The sequence below is a fragment of the Rhodococcus sp. 27YEA6 genome, assembly GCF_044908235.1.
In the GTDB taxonomy this organism is placed as follows: domain Bacteria; phylum Actinomycetota; class Actinomycetes; order Mycobacteriales; family Mycobacteriaceae; genus Rhodococcus_F; species Rhodococcus_F qingshengii.
The window spans coordinates 269,857-283,191 of the sequence record NZ_JBIYCY010000003.1; the positions used below are offsets into that span (position 1 = coordinate 269,857).

Below are 13,335 nucleotides of genomic sequence, written 5' to 3' on the forward strand. Positions count from 1 at the left end.
GAGCCGCGATGACCGACGAACACCCCGCCCGCGTCGCGGGTAACGCTTCGCGCGCCGCAGCGAGTGGCAAGAACAAGGAAGCCTGGCTGGACCTCTTCGCCGAGGACGGTTGGGTGGAAGATCCGGTCGGGCCTTCGGGCTTCGATCCCGAAGGCAAAGGCCATCACGGGCGCGAAGCGATCTCCAAGTTCTACGACATGACGATCGCGAACGCGGACAAGCTCGAATTTCTGATCGACGATTCCCTGGTGTGCGGCAACGAGAACGTCAACATCGGCAAGATCCGAACCACCATCGGCGGCTCGATCATCGACGCCGAGGGCGTGTTCGTCTACCGGGTGAACGACGACGGCAAGATCGCGTCGCTTCGAGCATTCTGGGAAGTGGACCGTGCGATGAAGACGGCACGCAAAGCCTGAGAACCCACAGTACGAGCGCGGCCCCGGTCATCGACCGGGGCCGCGCTCGTCGTATTCGAATCAGCCTGTCGTACTTGCACCGAGAACCTCGAAATGGTTTCCTGGTTCCCAACGTCGCGTGTCGATGACGGACTGCGTCAGGCATGGAGGCGTCGTACCGCAAGGGGTCACTCATGACCATTTCGTTCAATCACACCATCATCGCCGCAAAAGACCGACAAGAGTCTGCGTGGTTCTTCACTCACATGTTCGGTCTTCCAGGCCCAGTCGAAGCCGGCTACTTTCTCGGCGTTGAACTCGAGCACGGCGTGACGTTGGACTTCGCACAGGTGGAAGAAGGCGCCGAGGTTGCGTCTCAGCACTATGCCTTCCTCGTCTCCGAGGATGACTTCGACGGCATCTACCAGCGGATACAGGCGTTGAAACTGGATCACTGGGCCGATCCGCGCCAGTCGAGTACCGGCTTCAACACCAACGACGGTGGGCGTGGGGTCTACTTCCTCGACCCGTCGGGACATTTCCTGGAAGCCATCACCAAACCGTACGGCGGCTGAATTGGAGATTGAACTACAAACGGCGGCGCCTACGGGAGATGAGGGATCCCGCAGACGCCGCCGCAGTTCCAGGTTGCCAACAAGTGGCTTCCCGGAACGTCTACTGTAGTTCTGCGTGTTCGAGAGTGCAGAGGCAACTCCCGAAAACCTACACAGAACCTACTCGCCGGTTACCAGGTCAGTATATGTCCGGATCAGTGTTTGACCGGGCAGCCCGATGTCTTGTAATCAACCTGAAACTCTTTGATGCCGTTGAGCCAGCCCGAGCGAAGGCGTCGGGGATCCCCGAGCCTGGTGATGTCGGGTAGGTGATCGGCGATCGCATTGAAGATCAGATCGATTTCCAGACGGGCCAAGTTGGCGCCGATGCAGTAGTGCGCACCGGTGCCGCCGAATCCGAGGTGCGGATTGGGGTCACGCATGATGTCGAACTTCGTCGGGTTCTCGAAGACGTCCTCGTCGAAGTTGGCCGACGCGTACATCATCACGACGCGATCGCCCTTCTTTATCTTCTGTCCGCCGAGTTCGGTGTCTTCGAGCGCGGTGCGCTGGAAGGAAGTCACCGGGGTCGCCCAACGAACGATCTCGTCGGCCGCCGTCTTGGGGCGTTCCTTCTTGTACAGCTCCCACTGGTCGGGATTGTCGAGGAAGGCAACCATGCCGTGTGTGATGGCATTGCGAGTGGTCTCGTTACCCGCGACCGCAAGCAGGATCACGAAGAAGCCGAATTCCTCTGGGGAGAGCTCATTTCCGTCGATGTCAGCTTCGATGAGCTTGGTGACGATGTCATCGGCGGGACACTTCTTGCGCTGATCCGCCATCTGGTACGCGTATCCCAGAATCTCCATCGACGCTGCCTGCGGGTCGATGTCGAACTCGGGATCGTCGTACGACGTCATCTGGTTGGACCAGTCGAAGAGCTTCATTCGATCTTCCTGCGGCACACCGAGAAGCTCGGCGATTGCCTGCAGCGGAAGTTCGGACGCGACCTGAACCACGAAGTCACCGGCACCGCCGGCAGCCGCGGTCGTGACGATCTTTTCGGCACGCTCGGTCAGTTCCTCGCGCAGGCTGTTGATGGCGCGCGGGGTGAATCCACGAGATACCAGCTTGCGCAGCTTGGTGTGCTCCGGAGCGTCCTTGTTGATGAGAATGAATCGCTGCATCTCGACGTTCTCACGCGGGATGTCGTCGGCGAAGCGAGGAATCGCAGTGTTCTCGTGGGTCGAGAAGATGTCGCTTCGCTGCGAAACTTCCTTGACCTCTTCATGACGGGTGACCACCCAGAAGCCCTCGTCCTGGAATCCACCGATTTCCGGGGGCTGCGGATTCCACCACACGGGGGCCGTCTTCCGGAGTTCGGCGAACTCCTCGAACGGCATGCGTTCCGCGTAGATGTCGGGGTCCGTGAAGTCGATTCCCTCGGGGAATGCGGGCTGTGCCACTGATGTCTCCTGCCCTAAGCCTTTTCATCACAGGGGTGATGGGGATCCGTGATGTGTAACACGTTCTACTCTCATTGAAACACAAGCCTGCTTACTAGGAAAGGAAACGTCGGCAGGTCTTGCTTCCCGCAGAGAACCTGTTCTACTTTTTCATTACAAGGAAAGGAGCCCGCTGTGGGCACACCAGTAATCGTCGAGGCTGTCCGTACACCGATCGGCAAGCGCGGAGGTTGGCTCGCCGGTCTGCACGCCGCCGAGATCCTCGGAGCTGCACAAAAGGGAGTTCTCGACCGGTCGGGAATCGACCCGTTGCTGATCGAGCAGGTGATCGGCGGCTGCGTCACCCAGGCCGGCGCTCAGTCCAACAACATCACGCGCACGGCCTGGCTGCACGCCGGACTTCCGTGGCAGACCGGCGCAACCACCGTGGACTGCCAGTGCGGTTCGGCCCAGCAGGCGAACCATCTGATCGCCGGTCTGATCGCCACCGGCGCCATCGACGCCGGTATCGCCTGCGGCATCGAAGCCATGAGCCAGGTTCCCCTCGGCGCCAACGTCGGCGATCAGGCCGGACCGCGCCGACCCGCGACGTGGGACATCGACATGCCCAACCAATTCGAAGCTGCAGAACGCATCGCGCGTCGACGCGGACTGACCCGCGACGACGTCGAAGCCCTCGGCGTCCGCTCGCAGGCGCTGGCCAAGCAGGCTTGGGAGGAAGGACGTTTCGACCGCGAGGTTCTCGAACTCTCGGCACCCCAGGTCGACAAGGAAGGAAACCTCACGGGCGAGACCAAGGTCGTCAATCGCGATCAGGGCCTGCGCGATACGACGGCGGAGTCCCTTGCCCGACTGAAGCCCGTCCTCGAAGGCGGGATTCACACGGCCGGAACGTCTTCCCAGATCTCCGACGGAGCGGCCGCAGTCCTGCTCATGGACGAGGACAAGGCTCGCGCGCTCGGATTGAAGCCGCGAGCCCGCATCATCGCCCAGGCGCTGGTCGGCTCGGAACCGGAATTCCACCTCGACGGACCGGTGCAGGCAACCAGCCGTGTCCTGGAGAAGAGCGGAATGAAGATCGGCGATCTCGATCTGTTCGAGATCAACGAAGCATTCGCATCCGTCGCACTGTCCTGGGCTCAGGTTCACGAACCTGACTTCGACAACGTCAATGTCAACGGCGGCGCGCTCGCTCTCGGCCATCCGGTCGGCAGCACGGGATCTCGCCTGATCACCACCGCACTGCACGAACTCGAGCGTCGCAACGGCTCGACGGCTCTGATCACGATGTGCGCCGGCGGCGCACTGGCCACCGGAACCATCATCGAGCGTATCTGAGATGACTACTCCCCCAGCCAAACCCAAGGGACTCGACGCTCCGGCGACGGTCAAGATCATCAAGTGGATGTCGAAGGCGAACGTCGCGATGTATCGCGCCACCGACGGGCGGCTGGGTAGCAAGTGGCGGGTCGGCAGCGCGTTCCCTCGCGGGCTGCCGATCTGCCTGCTGACCACCACCGGTCGCAAATCCGGCGAGGAGCGGATCAGCCCGCTGCTGTTCCTCGAGGACGGCGAGAACGTGATTCTGGTGGCGTCGCAAGGCGGTCTTCCGAAGAACCCGATGTGGTACCTCAACATCAAGGCAGACCCGGTGGTGACGGTGCAGATCAAGTCTCGGATCCGCTCGATGAAAGCCCGCGTCGCGGCCGAGGACGAGCGCGCTCGGCTGTGGCCGATGTTGAGGGCGATGTATCCGGATTTCGACAACTATCAGGCCTGGACCGACCGGGTCATTCCCGTCATCGTGTGCGAGCCACTGGAGAGTTAAACGAACTGTTTACAACAAAACGTTTACATTGACCCGGGTTCGTGCCACCCTGGGTTCATGACCGATGACCAGTTCAGACCGATCGATTCCGGCCGCGAACGCGCACATCGCGAGTACGCCGGACTCTTTCGAATCAGCGAGCGCCACGGCGCGACCCCAAGCCAGCGCGCGCGGCAATCTCATCCGGAGATGCTCGAGCCCTACGGCGCGGTGCGCGTCGTGGCTCGTCTTGCGGGTGGCACCGACACACCGCAGCCGAACGAACCCGAGGTCGACGATGCCGACGTCATGGCCGCGTTGACTCTGATCCCCAAGGCCCGAGCCGAAATGGAACAGCTGGAAGCACTGTTCCTCGGGATTGCCCGCGAACGGGGCATGACCTGGCAGGACATCGCTTTCGGGCTGGGACTCGGAAGCACTCAAGCCGCCCGCCAGCGCTACGAACGGCTCGTTCGCCGCACCGGAGGCTGAACGCGTGCCATAACCGGCGAGTTGGAGCACTATTGACTCGTACGGTCCGCACGGCGTTTCGACAGAGCCTCGAACACAGCAAGGAGTCGCATATATGACGACGCATATTCAAGATCAAATCCTGGACCGACGCGAGATCACCTCAGCCCTCGTGCGTGCGCTGGAGCGTCGCCACGAGGTGCTGGACGCAGTGGTCGACAGCAAGGACCACCAGGAGGCACTGACCACCGTCGCGGAACTCCTCGGCACGTCGGAAGCAAATGCCGAAGCAGTTCTGAGCCTCAAGTTCAGCGCACTGACCAAGGCAGCGCGCGATCGCATCCAGGGCGAGCTGGAGAATCTCGACGCCACTCTCGAATGGACGACGCTCGATCGTCCCGCGAGCAGCGGGCAGAACTTCACCCTGCGTCCGTTCAGCGACAGCGCAGAAGACAAGGCACTGTTCACGATTCGCTCGGCCGAGCAGCTCGGCGAAGACGGCAAGCCGTGGAGCGAGGATCGGATCGAAGCCGAGCGCGTCGGCGGTCTCGGTCGGATCGACGACGAGAGCGCTGCCTGGTTCGTCGCCGAGGACGTCTCCGGTGACGGCCCGAAGAGCGTCGGCCTGGTATTCGGCGAACTCGACGGCCAAGAGGTGAACGTGGCGATCTGGATCGCGCCGGAATCTCGCAAGAAGGGCTACGGCACAGCCTGCGTGAAGCATTCGCGGCGCGAACTCGCAGCTGAGTTCCCCGGCACCGTGTTGGTGGTTCGGGCGCCCGCGTAGGCGGCACGCCGCCTGTGAGTGGTTGAGGAGTTCCTGCACTCCTTAACCACTCACGGGGCCGGAGGCCCTACGCCCCGTACACCGGCGTCGGAATCTCCGCCTTCTCCAACAGCGTTGCCACGACGGGCCCGATCTCCTTCGGGTCCCAGCGATCTCCCTTGTCCTCGCTCGGGCCGTGACGCCAGCCCTCCGCGACGGTGATCTTTCCGCCCTCTACCTCGAACACCCGGCCCGTGACGTCCTTGGACTCGGCGCTACCGAGCCAGACGACCAGCGGCGAGATGTTCTCGGGAGCCATGGCGTCGAAGCCCTCTTCCGGAGCTGCCATCGCTTCTGCCATCGCCCCGCCCGCGCCGACAGTCATGCGTGTGCGCGCAGCAGGCGCGATCGCGTTGACACTGACTCCGTAATTCTTGAGCTCGGCGGCGGCCTGGATGGTCATCTCGGCGATACCGGCCTTCGCCGCAGCGTAGTTACCCTGGCCGATCGAACCTTGCAGTCCTGCACCCGAACTGGTGTTGATGATGCGTGCGTCGACGGTCTTGCCTGCCTTGGCCTCGGCGCGCCAGTAGGCAGCTGCGTGACGGAGCGGCGCGAAGTGCCCCTTGAGGTGCACGCGAATCACCGCGTCCCACTCGCCTTCGCTCATGCCGACCAGCATGCGGTCCCGCAGGAAGCCTGCGTTGTTCACGAGTACGTCCAGGCCACCGAAGGTGTCGATCGCGGTCTTGATCAGATTCTCGGCGCCCGCCCAGTCGGCGACGTCGTCTCCGTTGACCACTGCTTGACCACCGGCGGCGATGATCTCCGCGACAACCTGCTCGGCCGGACTCTCACCGGTCGCGGAACCGTCGGCACCCGCACCGATGTCGTTGACGACGACCTTGGCGCCCTCGGCAGCAAATGCCAATGCATGCGCACGTCCGATACCGCGGCCAGCCCCGGTGATGATGACTACGCGTCCGTCGACCAATCCACTCATATTTGTCTCCTAATGCACTCTGCTCGGGCTTGTCGGCTCCGCTTGTGTGCTAACTTACCAAGCAATCGCTTGGTTTGGTACACAGACGTAAGGAATCCCGATATGGGCATCAGCACCTCCTCCGACGGAACCGGCATCACCACGGTCACCATCGACTACGCGCCGGTCAATGCAATCCCGTCCAAGGGATGGTTCGAGCTTGCCGACGCCATCCTCGACGCGGGCAAGGATCTCAACACTCACGTAGTGATCCTGCGAGCCGAGGGACGCGGATTCAACGCCGGCGTCGACATCAAGGAGATGCAGGCCACCGAGGGATTCGACGCGCTGGTCGCCGCCAACCGCGGTTGCGCCGCGGCCTTCGCGGCCGTCTACGACTGTGCTGTACCCGTCGTCGTGGCCGTCAACGGATTCTGTGTCGGCGGCGGCATCGGACTCGTCGGCAACGCGGACGTGATCGTCGCTTCCGACGACGCGATCTTCTCCCTCCCCGAGGTCGACCGCGGCGCACTCGGCGCTGCCACACACCTCTCGAGGCTGGTGCCACAGCACATGATGCGCACGCTCTACTACACCGCACAGAGCGTCGACGCACACACACTCAAGCAGTTCGGCAGCGTCTACGACGTGGTCCCGCGCGAGAAGCTCGACGAGTGCGCTCGCGAGATCGCCGCGAAGATCGCTGCCAAGGACACCCGCATCATCCGGTGCGCCAAGGAAGCCATCAACGGCATCGACCCGGTGGACGTCAAGGGCAGCTACCGCCTCGAGCAGGGCTACACCTTCGAACTCAACCTCCTCGGCGTGTCCGACGAACACCGCGACGAGTTCGTCGCCACCGGCAAGCCGCGCGAGAACGCAACCCAGAAGGAAGGCTGAGACAAAACATGGCTAGCAAGCGTGACAAGACGAAGTCGCTCGACGAGGTAGTCGGCGAACTCCGCAGCGGAATGACGATCGGCTTGGGCGGCTGGGGATCTCGCCGCAAGCCGATGGCCTTCGTGCGTGCGATTCTGCGTTCGGACATCAAGGACCTGACCGTGGTCACCTACGGCGGACCGGATCTCGGACTGCTGTGCTCGGCCGGCAAGGTCAAGAAGGCGTACTACGGTTTCGTGTCCCTCGACTCCGCGCCGTTCTACGACCCGTGGTTTGCCAAGGCACGCACCGCCGGTGAGATCGAAGTCCGCGAGATGGACGAGGGCATGGTCAAGTGCGGCCTCGAAGCAGCTGCCGCTCGCCTTCCCTTCCTCCCGATCCGCGCCGGCCTGGGTTCGGACGTCCGCAACTTCTGGTGCGACGAACTCAAGACCGTCACCTCCCCGTACCCCGAGGCCGACGGCCGCTCCGAGACCTTGATCGCGATGCCTGCGCTCAACCTCGATGCGTCGTTCGTTCATCTCAATCTCGGTGACAAGCACGGCAACGCCGCGTACAACGGCGTCGACCCGTACTTCGACGACCTGTACTGCATGGCCGCCGAAAAGCGTTACGTCTCCGTCGAACGCATCGTCGAGACCGAGGAACTGGTCAAATCCGTTCCACTGCAGAACCTTCTGCTCAACCGCATGATGGTCGACGCCGTCGTCGAGGCACCCAATGGTGCGCACTTCACGTTGGCCGGCGAAAGCTACGGCCGCGACGAGAAGTTCCAGCGTCACTACGCCGAGTCCGCCAAGACCCCCGAGTCGTGGCAGGCGTTCGTCGACACCTTCCTCTCCGGCAGCGAAGAGGACTACCAAGCCGCAGTAAAGAAATTTGCCGATTCATCAAAGGCAGGGGAGCAGGCAAAATGAGCGAATCCACCGTCACCCGCGCAGAGTACGTTGTTCTCGCTTGCGCTGAAATCTTCTCCGGTGCAGGCGAAATCATGGCCAGCCCGATGTCGACGTCGTCCACCATCGGCGCTCGCCTGGCTCGACTCACCACCGAACCCGACCTGCTGATCACCGATGGTGAAGCCCTCATTCTCGAGGACACTCCGGCCGTCGGAACGAAGGGCCCCGTCGAAGGATGGATGCCTTTCCGCAAGGTGTTCGACGTCGTCGCTTCGGGCCGTCGTCACGTAGTCATGGGCGCCAATCAGCTCGATCGCCACGGCAACCAGAACCTCTCCGCCTTCGGCCCGCTTCAGCAGCCGACGCGTCAGATGTTCGGTGTGCGCGGCGCCCCGGGTAACACCATCAACCACGCGACGAGCTACTTCGTCCCCAAGCACTCCAAGCGAGTGTTCGTCGACAAGGTCGACGTGGTGTGCGGTGTCGGCTACGACCAGATCGATCCCGAGAATCCGGCTTACAAGTACCTGAACATCCCCCGCGTTGTCACCAACCTCGGTGTCTTCGACTTCGGCGGACCAGGAAACACCTTCCGCGCGTTGAGCCTTCACCCCGGCGTCACCGCCGAAGAGGTAGCCGAGAACACCTCGTTCGAGGTTGCCGGACTCGCCGAGGCCGGTATCACCCGTGACCCCACCGTCGAAGAACTTCACCTCATCCGCGAAACCCTCGATCCGCGCAACCTCCGGGACCGTGAGGTCTCGGCATGACCCCCACCCTGAAGACCGCGCTGACCGAACTGGTCGGTGTCGAGTACCCGATCGTGCAGACGGGTATGGGCTGGGTTTCCGGTCCCGCTCTCACGTCGGCAACGGCTAACGCCGGTGGTCTCGGCATCCTGGCTTCGGCCACGATGACGTACGACGAGCTCGAGCACGCGATCAAGAAGACGAAGCAGCTCACGGACAAGCCGTTCGGCGTCAACATGCGTGCCGACGCCACTGACGCCCCGCAACGCGCGGATCTGCTGATCCGTGAAGGCGTCAAGGTCGCGTCGTTTGCGTTGGCTCCCAAGAAGGAACTGATCGCCAAGCTCAAGGACCACGGCATCGTCGTCGTGCCCTCGATCGGTGCCGCGAAGCACGCGGTCAAGGTTGCATCCTGGGGCGCGGACGCCGTCATCGTCCAGGGCGGCGAAGGTGGTGGCCATACCGGCGGTGTGGCCACGACATTGCTTCTCCCCTCGGTTCTCGACGCGGTCGATATTCCGGTCATCGCCGGTGGCGGATTCTTCGACGGCCGCGGGCTGGCTGCCGCACTGGCGTACGGCGCTGCCGGTGTCGCGATGGGAACGCGATTCCTTCTCACCAGCGACTCTTCGGTGCCCGATTCCGTCAAACAGGAGTATCTCAAGCGCGGACTGACGGATACGACTGTCTCCCGCAAGGTCGACGGCATGCCTCATCGTGTGCTCAACACCGACCTGGTCAACAGCCTCGAAGGTTCCAGCTATGCAACCGGTTTGATCGCCGCGGCCAAGAATGCCACGAAGTTCAAGGCCATGACGGGCATGAAGTGGTCGACCCTCGCCAAGGACGGTCTCGCGATGAAGCGGTCGGGTGACCGCACGCTGATGCAGATCATCATGGCAGCCAACACACCGATGTTGCTCAAGGCCGGACTGGTCGAGGGCAACACGGAAGCCGGTGTTCTTGCTTCGGGTCAGGTTGTCGGCATGATCAACGATCTGCCCAGCTGCAAGGAACTGATCGAAAGCATCATGGAAGGTGCCGCGGGGCGTATCGACGCGCTTGCGGCTCTTCGCTGACACAGCTCTATCCGAGTGCGTCTCCCCCACTGTGCTTTACGCGTAGTGGGGGGAGGCGCACTCTTTGCGTTTGTCGGACTATCCCGTCTTCTCCTGCTCGAACCCGTCGATCATTCCGAAATACTGCGAGATCGCTGCTGCCGCCATCTGTACGGGAGCGGCGTTCCTCTTGTCTATCGTGCCGCGAATCAAGGGCCCACAAATCGAGAGACCTACTGGCATGTGGTCGAGCACCCCGATTCGCGCGGCGATACAGCCCATCCCGGAATTGCAGATTCCGAACGCAACTGCGTGTTGGCGAACGTCATTGGCGTTGTGCGACGATGCCACCGATCTGTTGCCGGCGCTCAACAGTGACTTCCCGATGGTCGACGCTTGCGCTGGGATACGTGAGCCGACGCGAGTCTGAAGGTCGGGGACCATCAGGCTCCCGATCTTCTGGATGTAGCGCACATGGTTTCCCTCCAACACCCCGAGGTGCACGGCGTGTCCAGTCACGAAATGCAATTGCTGAAGTAGGGGCGTAACCACTCGATCCACTTTGTTTCGATACAGCGAGAGCGCGCCCAGATCTCCTAGCTTGTCGCCTATCTCGTACTCGAGTCCTTCGCGGCGTAGCCAGTTCATCCTCACGAGTTTCAGTAGCATCCGGTGCACGGACGATCGCGGAATCCCGGTTCGGCGCGCGACCTCCCCCAATGTCAGCCGAGGCGCGTCACGAAAGCAGTCCACCACCACCGACAGTCTGTCGAGAGTTGACATGGGGATGGACTCTTCGGTGATCGGTCCGACCAACATCGATGTCTCCGTTCCGGTGGCCCGCCGCTTCGGCAGCCAACATTCGTTCCGCCCATCTGAGCTTCCGTGGACACACGACGCCAGTACGTTTCCCACGCAGCGGGAGATGCATCTGCATGGGCTCTCACCAGCACCTATACCGATGATCGGTCATGATCGTTGAGCCCGAATCCATCCCTCGTCACAGTGATGACCGGAGCCCATCAGATCATGCGGCGCCGAGCAGAACGCTTCAAAATCAGGAGGACACATGAATGCTTCATCCCCGTCGACAGGCGTGATCATCACCGGCGGCGCATCCGGAATCGGATTGGCCTCCGCCCGCGCGCTCGCGGCGATCCGACGACCAGTCGCTCTCTGGGATATCGACGAGGCAAAAGCGGTCGATCAGGCAGCCGTGATCTCCTCCGAATTCGGCATCGACGCCATCGGAGTGGGAATCGATCTCACGAGAGCGGACGACTACGCGGCCGCATTGGCCACAACCCGTTCCTCACTTCCCTCCATCGGCGGACTTGTTCACTCCGCCGGGGTCGTCGATATCGGATCCCTCGAAGGAGTGACGCTCGACGTGTGGGAGACGGGTATCAACACCCATCTACGTCCGCTCATCCTGTTGGTTCAACAGTTGATGCCTGATTTCACGGCCAATCCCGGTTCGGCAATAGTCGGAATCGCTTCGATCAACGCAACTTTGGGCAATGCAATCAACCCTGTCTACTCCGCTGCAAAGGGTGGGATGTTGTCGATGGTCCGATCGCTGGCGGACCGACTGGGCCCGGACGGCATTCGGATCAACTGCGTCTCTCCCGGACAGATTCTGACCCCTCTGCTTCAGCCGACCGTAGACGCATTGGGTGACGGGGCATTCGAACGACGCATCCTCCTCGGCAGGCTCGGTCGCCCGGAGGAAATCGCACACGCTGTCCGCTTCCTGCTGTCCGACGAAGCAAGTTACATCACCGCAACGGAATTGGTTGTCGACGGCGGCAACATCTCGTCGCAGCGTATGTGACTTGCCCAAAGATTTACCCCCCTTCGACTGTCGTACAACGTCGCTCGGTCCAGCCCACCGGGTGCACTCACGAAAGGAAGAACATGACAATTGCGGATGTCAATGAATCGGAAGAGGTTCGCATCATCGACCAGGGAGAACCTCCCACTCGATTTGCCCGCGGATGGCACTGCCTCGGCCTCGCCAAGGACTACAGCGACGGGAACCCGCATTCCGTCGAAGCTTTCGGTACCAAACTGGTCGTCTTCTCCGACTCGCATGGCGAACTGAAGATCCTCGACGCGTACTGCCGTCACATGGGCGGCGACCTGAGTCAGGGCACGGTCAAGGGCGATTCGATCGCGTGCCCCTTCCACGACTGGAGGTGGGGAGGCAACGGTAAGTGCACCGCGATTCCCTATGCTCGACGTGTCCCCCCGCTTGCCAAGACCCGCGCTTGGACTGCGCTCGAACAAGACGGGCTGCTCTTCGTCTGGCACGACCCCGAAGGCAATCCGCCTCCTGCCGAAGTCGCCATACCGATCATCAAGTCTGCGGAGCACGAGTGGACCGATTGGGTCTGGAAGTCGATAGTCATCGATACGAACTGCCGAGAAATCGTCGACAACGTCGTTGACATGGCGCACTTCTTCTACGTGCACTTCTCGTTCCCCACCTATTTCAAGAACGTCTTCGAAGGACACGTCGCCATCCAGGAGCAGAGCGGCATCAACCGCGACGACATCGTGACCTGGACCGACCCCGACGTACCGAAGTTGGTGTCGAATCTTTCGACAGCGGCCTACCACGGACCGTCGTTCATGATCGACGACTTGCGCTACGTCTACGAGAACTTCACGACCGATTCGGTGCTGATCAACTGCCACTACCCGGTGAGCCCGAACAAATTCGTACTCATGTACGGCATTACCGTCCAGAAGTCCGCAGAGATGCCCGCCGAGTTCGCCGATCAACTTGTCGACGCGATGATCGGATACATCGGTGTCGGGTTCGAGCAGGACATCGAGATCTGGAAGAACAAGACCCGCATCGACAATCCGCTGCTCTGCACCGAGGACGGTCCGGTCTACCAACTGAGGCGGTGGTATGAACAGTTCTACGTGGACGTCGCCGACGTCACGGCCGAGATGGTCGACCGTTTCGAATTCGAGATGGACACAAGCAAACCCATCGAAGTGTGGAAGCAGGAAGTCGCTGACAACATCGCACGCAGGGCCGCCGCAGGAGTAGGGCAATGACCATGGAACCGCTGGACTGCGAGCGGTGCGGAACATACGTCCTCGTGGAGAAGAACAGCTGGCATCACACGTCGACCCAGTGGCGATCAGATTCGCGCACGGCATGTTTGGAGTACCGCGACGATGCTGAACCGCCGAGAATTCGATCCGGAAGTTGTTCCGCATTGAGAAATTCCATCAATCAGGCAGCTACCGACGGACGCATAACAGTTC

At 61.8% G+C, this 13,335-nt stretch carries 15 protein-coding genes; 12 read left to right on the plus strand and 3 right to left on the minus strand.

Features of this window, described 5'->3' with window-relative positions:
* Positions 1–8 precede the first annotated feature (8 nt).
* Together ABH939_RS11515 and ABH939_RS11520 are read left to right on the plus strand one after the other, a co-directional pair.
* Positions 9–419: a nuclear transport factor 2 family protein gene (locus tag ABH939_RS11515; protein WP_007734269.1), complete on the plus strand. Its 411-nt coding sequence runs from the start codon at positions 9–11 to the stop codon at positions 417–419.
* A 173-nt stretch (positions 420–592) separates the two neighbouring features.
* Positions 593–973: a VOC family protein gene (locus ABH939_RS11520; protein ID WP_020906296.1), complete on the plus strand. Its 381-nt coding sequence runs from the start codon at positions 593–595 to the stop codon at positions 971–973.
* A 194-nt stretch (positions 974–1,167) separates the two neighbouring features.
* Here ABH939_RS11520 and ABH939_RS11525 read toward each other — a convergent pair whose 3' ends face one another.
* Positions 1,168–2,418 (minus strand): cytochrome P450, encoded by a 1,251-nt coding sequence (locus tag ABH939_RS11525; protein ID WP_007734267.1) that lies wholly within the window; start codon positions 2,416–2,418, stop codon positions 1,168–1,170.
* 174 nt (positions 2,419–2,592) lie between these two features.
* Between ABH939_RS11525 and ABH939_RS11530 the strand changes: the two genes are divergently transcribed.
* From ABH939_RS11530 to ABH939_RS11545, 4 genes are all read left to right on the plus strand, one after another.
* Positions 2,593–3,756: a steroid 3-ketoacyl-CoA thiolase gene (locus tag ABH939_RS11530; RefSeq protein WP_003945509.1), complete on the plus strand. Its 1,164-nt coding sequence runs from the start codon at positions 2,593–2,595 to the stop codon at positions 3,754–3,756.
* A gap of 1 nt (position 3,757) precedes the next feature.
* Entirely contained in the window at positions 3,758–4,246 is a 489-nt protein-coding gene (locus ABH939_RS11535; RefSeq protein ID WP_047269597.1) for a nitroreductase family deazaflavin-dependent oxidoreductase, read from the plus strand.
* Positions 4,247–4,303: 57 nt separating this feature from the next.
* Positions 4,304–4,717 carry a hypothetical protein gene (locus tag ABH939_RS11540; RefSeq protein WP_007734258.1) on the plus strand — a complete coding sequence of 138 codons (414 nt, stop codon included), beginning with the start codon at positions 4,304–4,306 and terminating at the stop codon, positions 4,715–4,717.
* Between the two features lie 94 nt (positions 4,718–4,811).
* Positions 4,812–5,483, plus strand: coding sequence for a GNAT family N-acetyltransferase (locus tag ABH939_RS11545; protein ID WP_003945460.1), 672 nt, complete (start codon positions 4,812–4,814; stop codon positions 5,481–5,483).
* A gap of 67 nt (positions 5,484–5,550) precedes the next feature.
* Here ABH939_RS11545 and ABH939_RS11550 read toward each other — a convergent pair whose 3' ends face one another.
* On the minus strand, positions 5,551–6,465 hold the full coding sequence (locus ABH939_RS11550) for an SDR family oxidoreductase (RefSeq protein ID WP_003945561.1): 915 nt from the start codon (positions 6,463–6,465) through the stop codon (positions 5,551–5,553).
* Positions 6,466–6,567: 102 nt separating this feature from the next.
* Here ABH939_RS11550 and echA20 point away from each other — a divergent pair, with 102 nt between their 5' ends.
* The 4 genes from echA20 to ABH939_RS11570 are packed head-to-tail and all read left to right on the plus strand — an operon-like array spanning position 6,568 to position 10,071.
* Positions 6,568–7,344 (plus strand): (7aS)-7a-methyl-1,5-dioxo-2,3,5,6,7,7a-hexahydro-1H-indene-carboxyl-CoA hydrolase, encoded by a 777-nt coding sequence (gene echA20, locus ABH939_RS11555; protein ID WP_003945611.1) that lies wholly within the window; start codon positions 6,568–6,570, stop codon positions 7,342–7,344.
* Positions 7,345–7,352: 8 nt separating this feature from the next.
* Positions 7,353–8,261 (plus strand): cholesterol ring-cleaving hydrolase subunit IpdA, encoded by a 909-nt coding sequence (gene ipdA / locus ABH939_RS11560; RefSeq protein ID WP_404649637.1) that lies wholly within the window; start codon positions 7,353–7,355, stop codon positions 8,259–8,261.
* Complete coding sequence (locus tag ABH939_RS11565; RefSeq protein ID WP_042920450.1) at positions 8,258–9,013, plus strand: CoA-transferase subunit beta; 756 nt, start codon at positions 8,258–8,260, stop codon at positions 9,011–9,013. Before ipdA ends, ABH939_RS11565 begins: the two co-directional genes overlap by 4 nt.
* Positions 9,010–10,071: a nitronate monooxygenase family protein gene (locus tag ABH939_RS11570; RefSeq protein WP_007734249.1), complete on the plus strand. Its 1,062-nt coding sequence runs from the start codon at positions 9,010–9,012 to the stop codon at positions 10,069–10,071. The genes ABH939_RS11565 and ABH939_RS11570 overlap by 4 nt, the downstream gene beginning before the upstream one ends.
* Before the next feature lie 78 nt (positions 10,072–10,149).
* Here ABH939_RS11570 and ABH939_RS11575 read toward each other — a convergent pair whose 3' ends face one another.
* Positions 10,150–10,869 (minus strand): IclR family transcriptional regulator, encoded by a 720-nt coding sequence (locus ABH939_RS11575; protein ID WP_058039199.1) that lies wholly within the window; start codon positions 10,867–10,869, stop codon positions 10,150–10,152.
* Positions 10,870–11,119: 250 nt separating this feature from the next.
* Here ABH939_RS11575 and ABH939_RS11580 point away from each other — a divergent pair, with 250 nt between their 5' ends.
* The gene (locus ABH939_RS11580) at positions 11,120–11,884 is read left to right on the plus strand and encodes an SDR family NAD(P)-dependent oxidoreductase (protein WP_007734247.1); all 765 of its coding nucleotides are present in this window, start codon (positions 11,120–11,122) and stop codon (positions 11,882–11,884) included.
* Between the two features lie 83 nt (positions 11,885–11,967).
* Positions 11,968–13,122 (plus strand): Rieske 2Fe-2S domain-containing protein, encoded by a 1,155-nt coding sequence (locus tag ABH939_RS11585; protein ID WP_404649638.1) that lies wholly within the window; start codon positions 11,968–11,970, stop codon positions 13,120–13,122.
* The last annotated feature ends 213 nt before the right edge of the window (positions 13,123–13,335 follow it).

What these genes read in the sequence shown, in the direction of transcription:
- ABH939_RS11515 (WP_007734269.1), top strand. Translation starts at nt 9, where the DNA reads ATGACCGACGAACACCCCGCCCGCGTCGCGGGTAACGCTTCGCGCGCC.
- ABH939_RS11520 (WP_020906296.1), top strand. Translation starts at nt 593, where the DNA reads ATGACCATTTCGTTCAATCACACCATCATCGCCGCAAAAGACCGACAA.
- ABH939_RS11535 (WP_047269597.1), top strand. Translation starts at nt 3,758, where the DNA reads ATGACTACTCCCCCAGCCAAACCCAAGGGACTCGACGCTCCGGCGACG.
- ABH939_RS11540 (WP_007734258.1), top strand. Translation starts at nt 4,304, where the DNA reads ATGACCGATGACCAGTTCAGACCGATCGATTCCGGCCGCGAACGCGCA.
- ABH939_RS11545 (WP_003945460.1), top strand. Translation starts at nt 4,812, where the DNA reads ATGACGACGCATATTCAAGATCAAATCCTGGACCGACGCGAGATCACC.
- ABH939_RS11550 (WP_003945561.1), bottom strand. Translation starts at nt 6,465, where the DNA reads ATGAGTGGATTGGTCGACGGACGCGTAGTCATCATCACCGGGGCTGGC.
- echA20 (WP_003945611.1), top strand. Translation starts at nt 6,568, where the DNA reads ATGGGCATCAGCACCTCCTCCGACGGAACCGGCATCACCACGGTCACC.
- ipdA (WP_404649637.1), top strand. Translation starts at nt 7,353, where the DNA reads ATGGCTAGCAAGCGTGACAAGACGAAGTCGCTCGACGAGGTAGTCGGC.
- ABH939_RS11565 (WP_042920450.1), top strand. Translation starts at nt 8,258, where the DNA reads ATGAGCGAATCCACCGTCACCCGCGCAGAGTACGTTGTTCTCGCTTGC.
- ABH939_RS11570 (WP_007734249.1), top strand. Translation starts at nt 9,010, where the DNA reads ATGACCCCCACCCTGAAGACCGCGCTGACCGAACTGGTCGGTGTCGAG.
- ABH939_RS11575 (WP_058039199.1), bottom strand. Translation starts at nt 10,869, where the DNA reads ATGTTGGTCGGACCGATCACCGAAGAGTCCATCCCCATGTCAACTCTC.
- ABH939_RS11580 (WP_007734247.1), top strand. Translation starts at nt 11,120, where the DNA reads ATGAATGCTTCATCCCCGTCGACAGGCGTGATCATCACCGGCGGCGCA.
- ABH939_RS11585 (WP_404649638.1), top strand. Translation starts at nt 11,968, where the DNA reads ATGACAATTGCGGATGTCAATGAATCGGAAGAGGTTCGCATCATCGAC.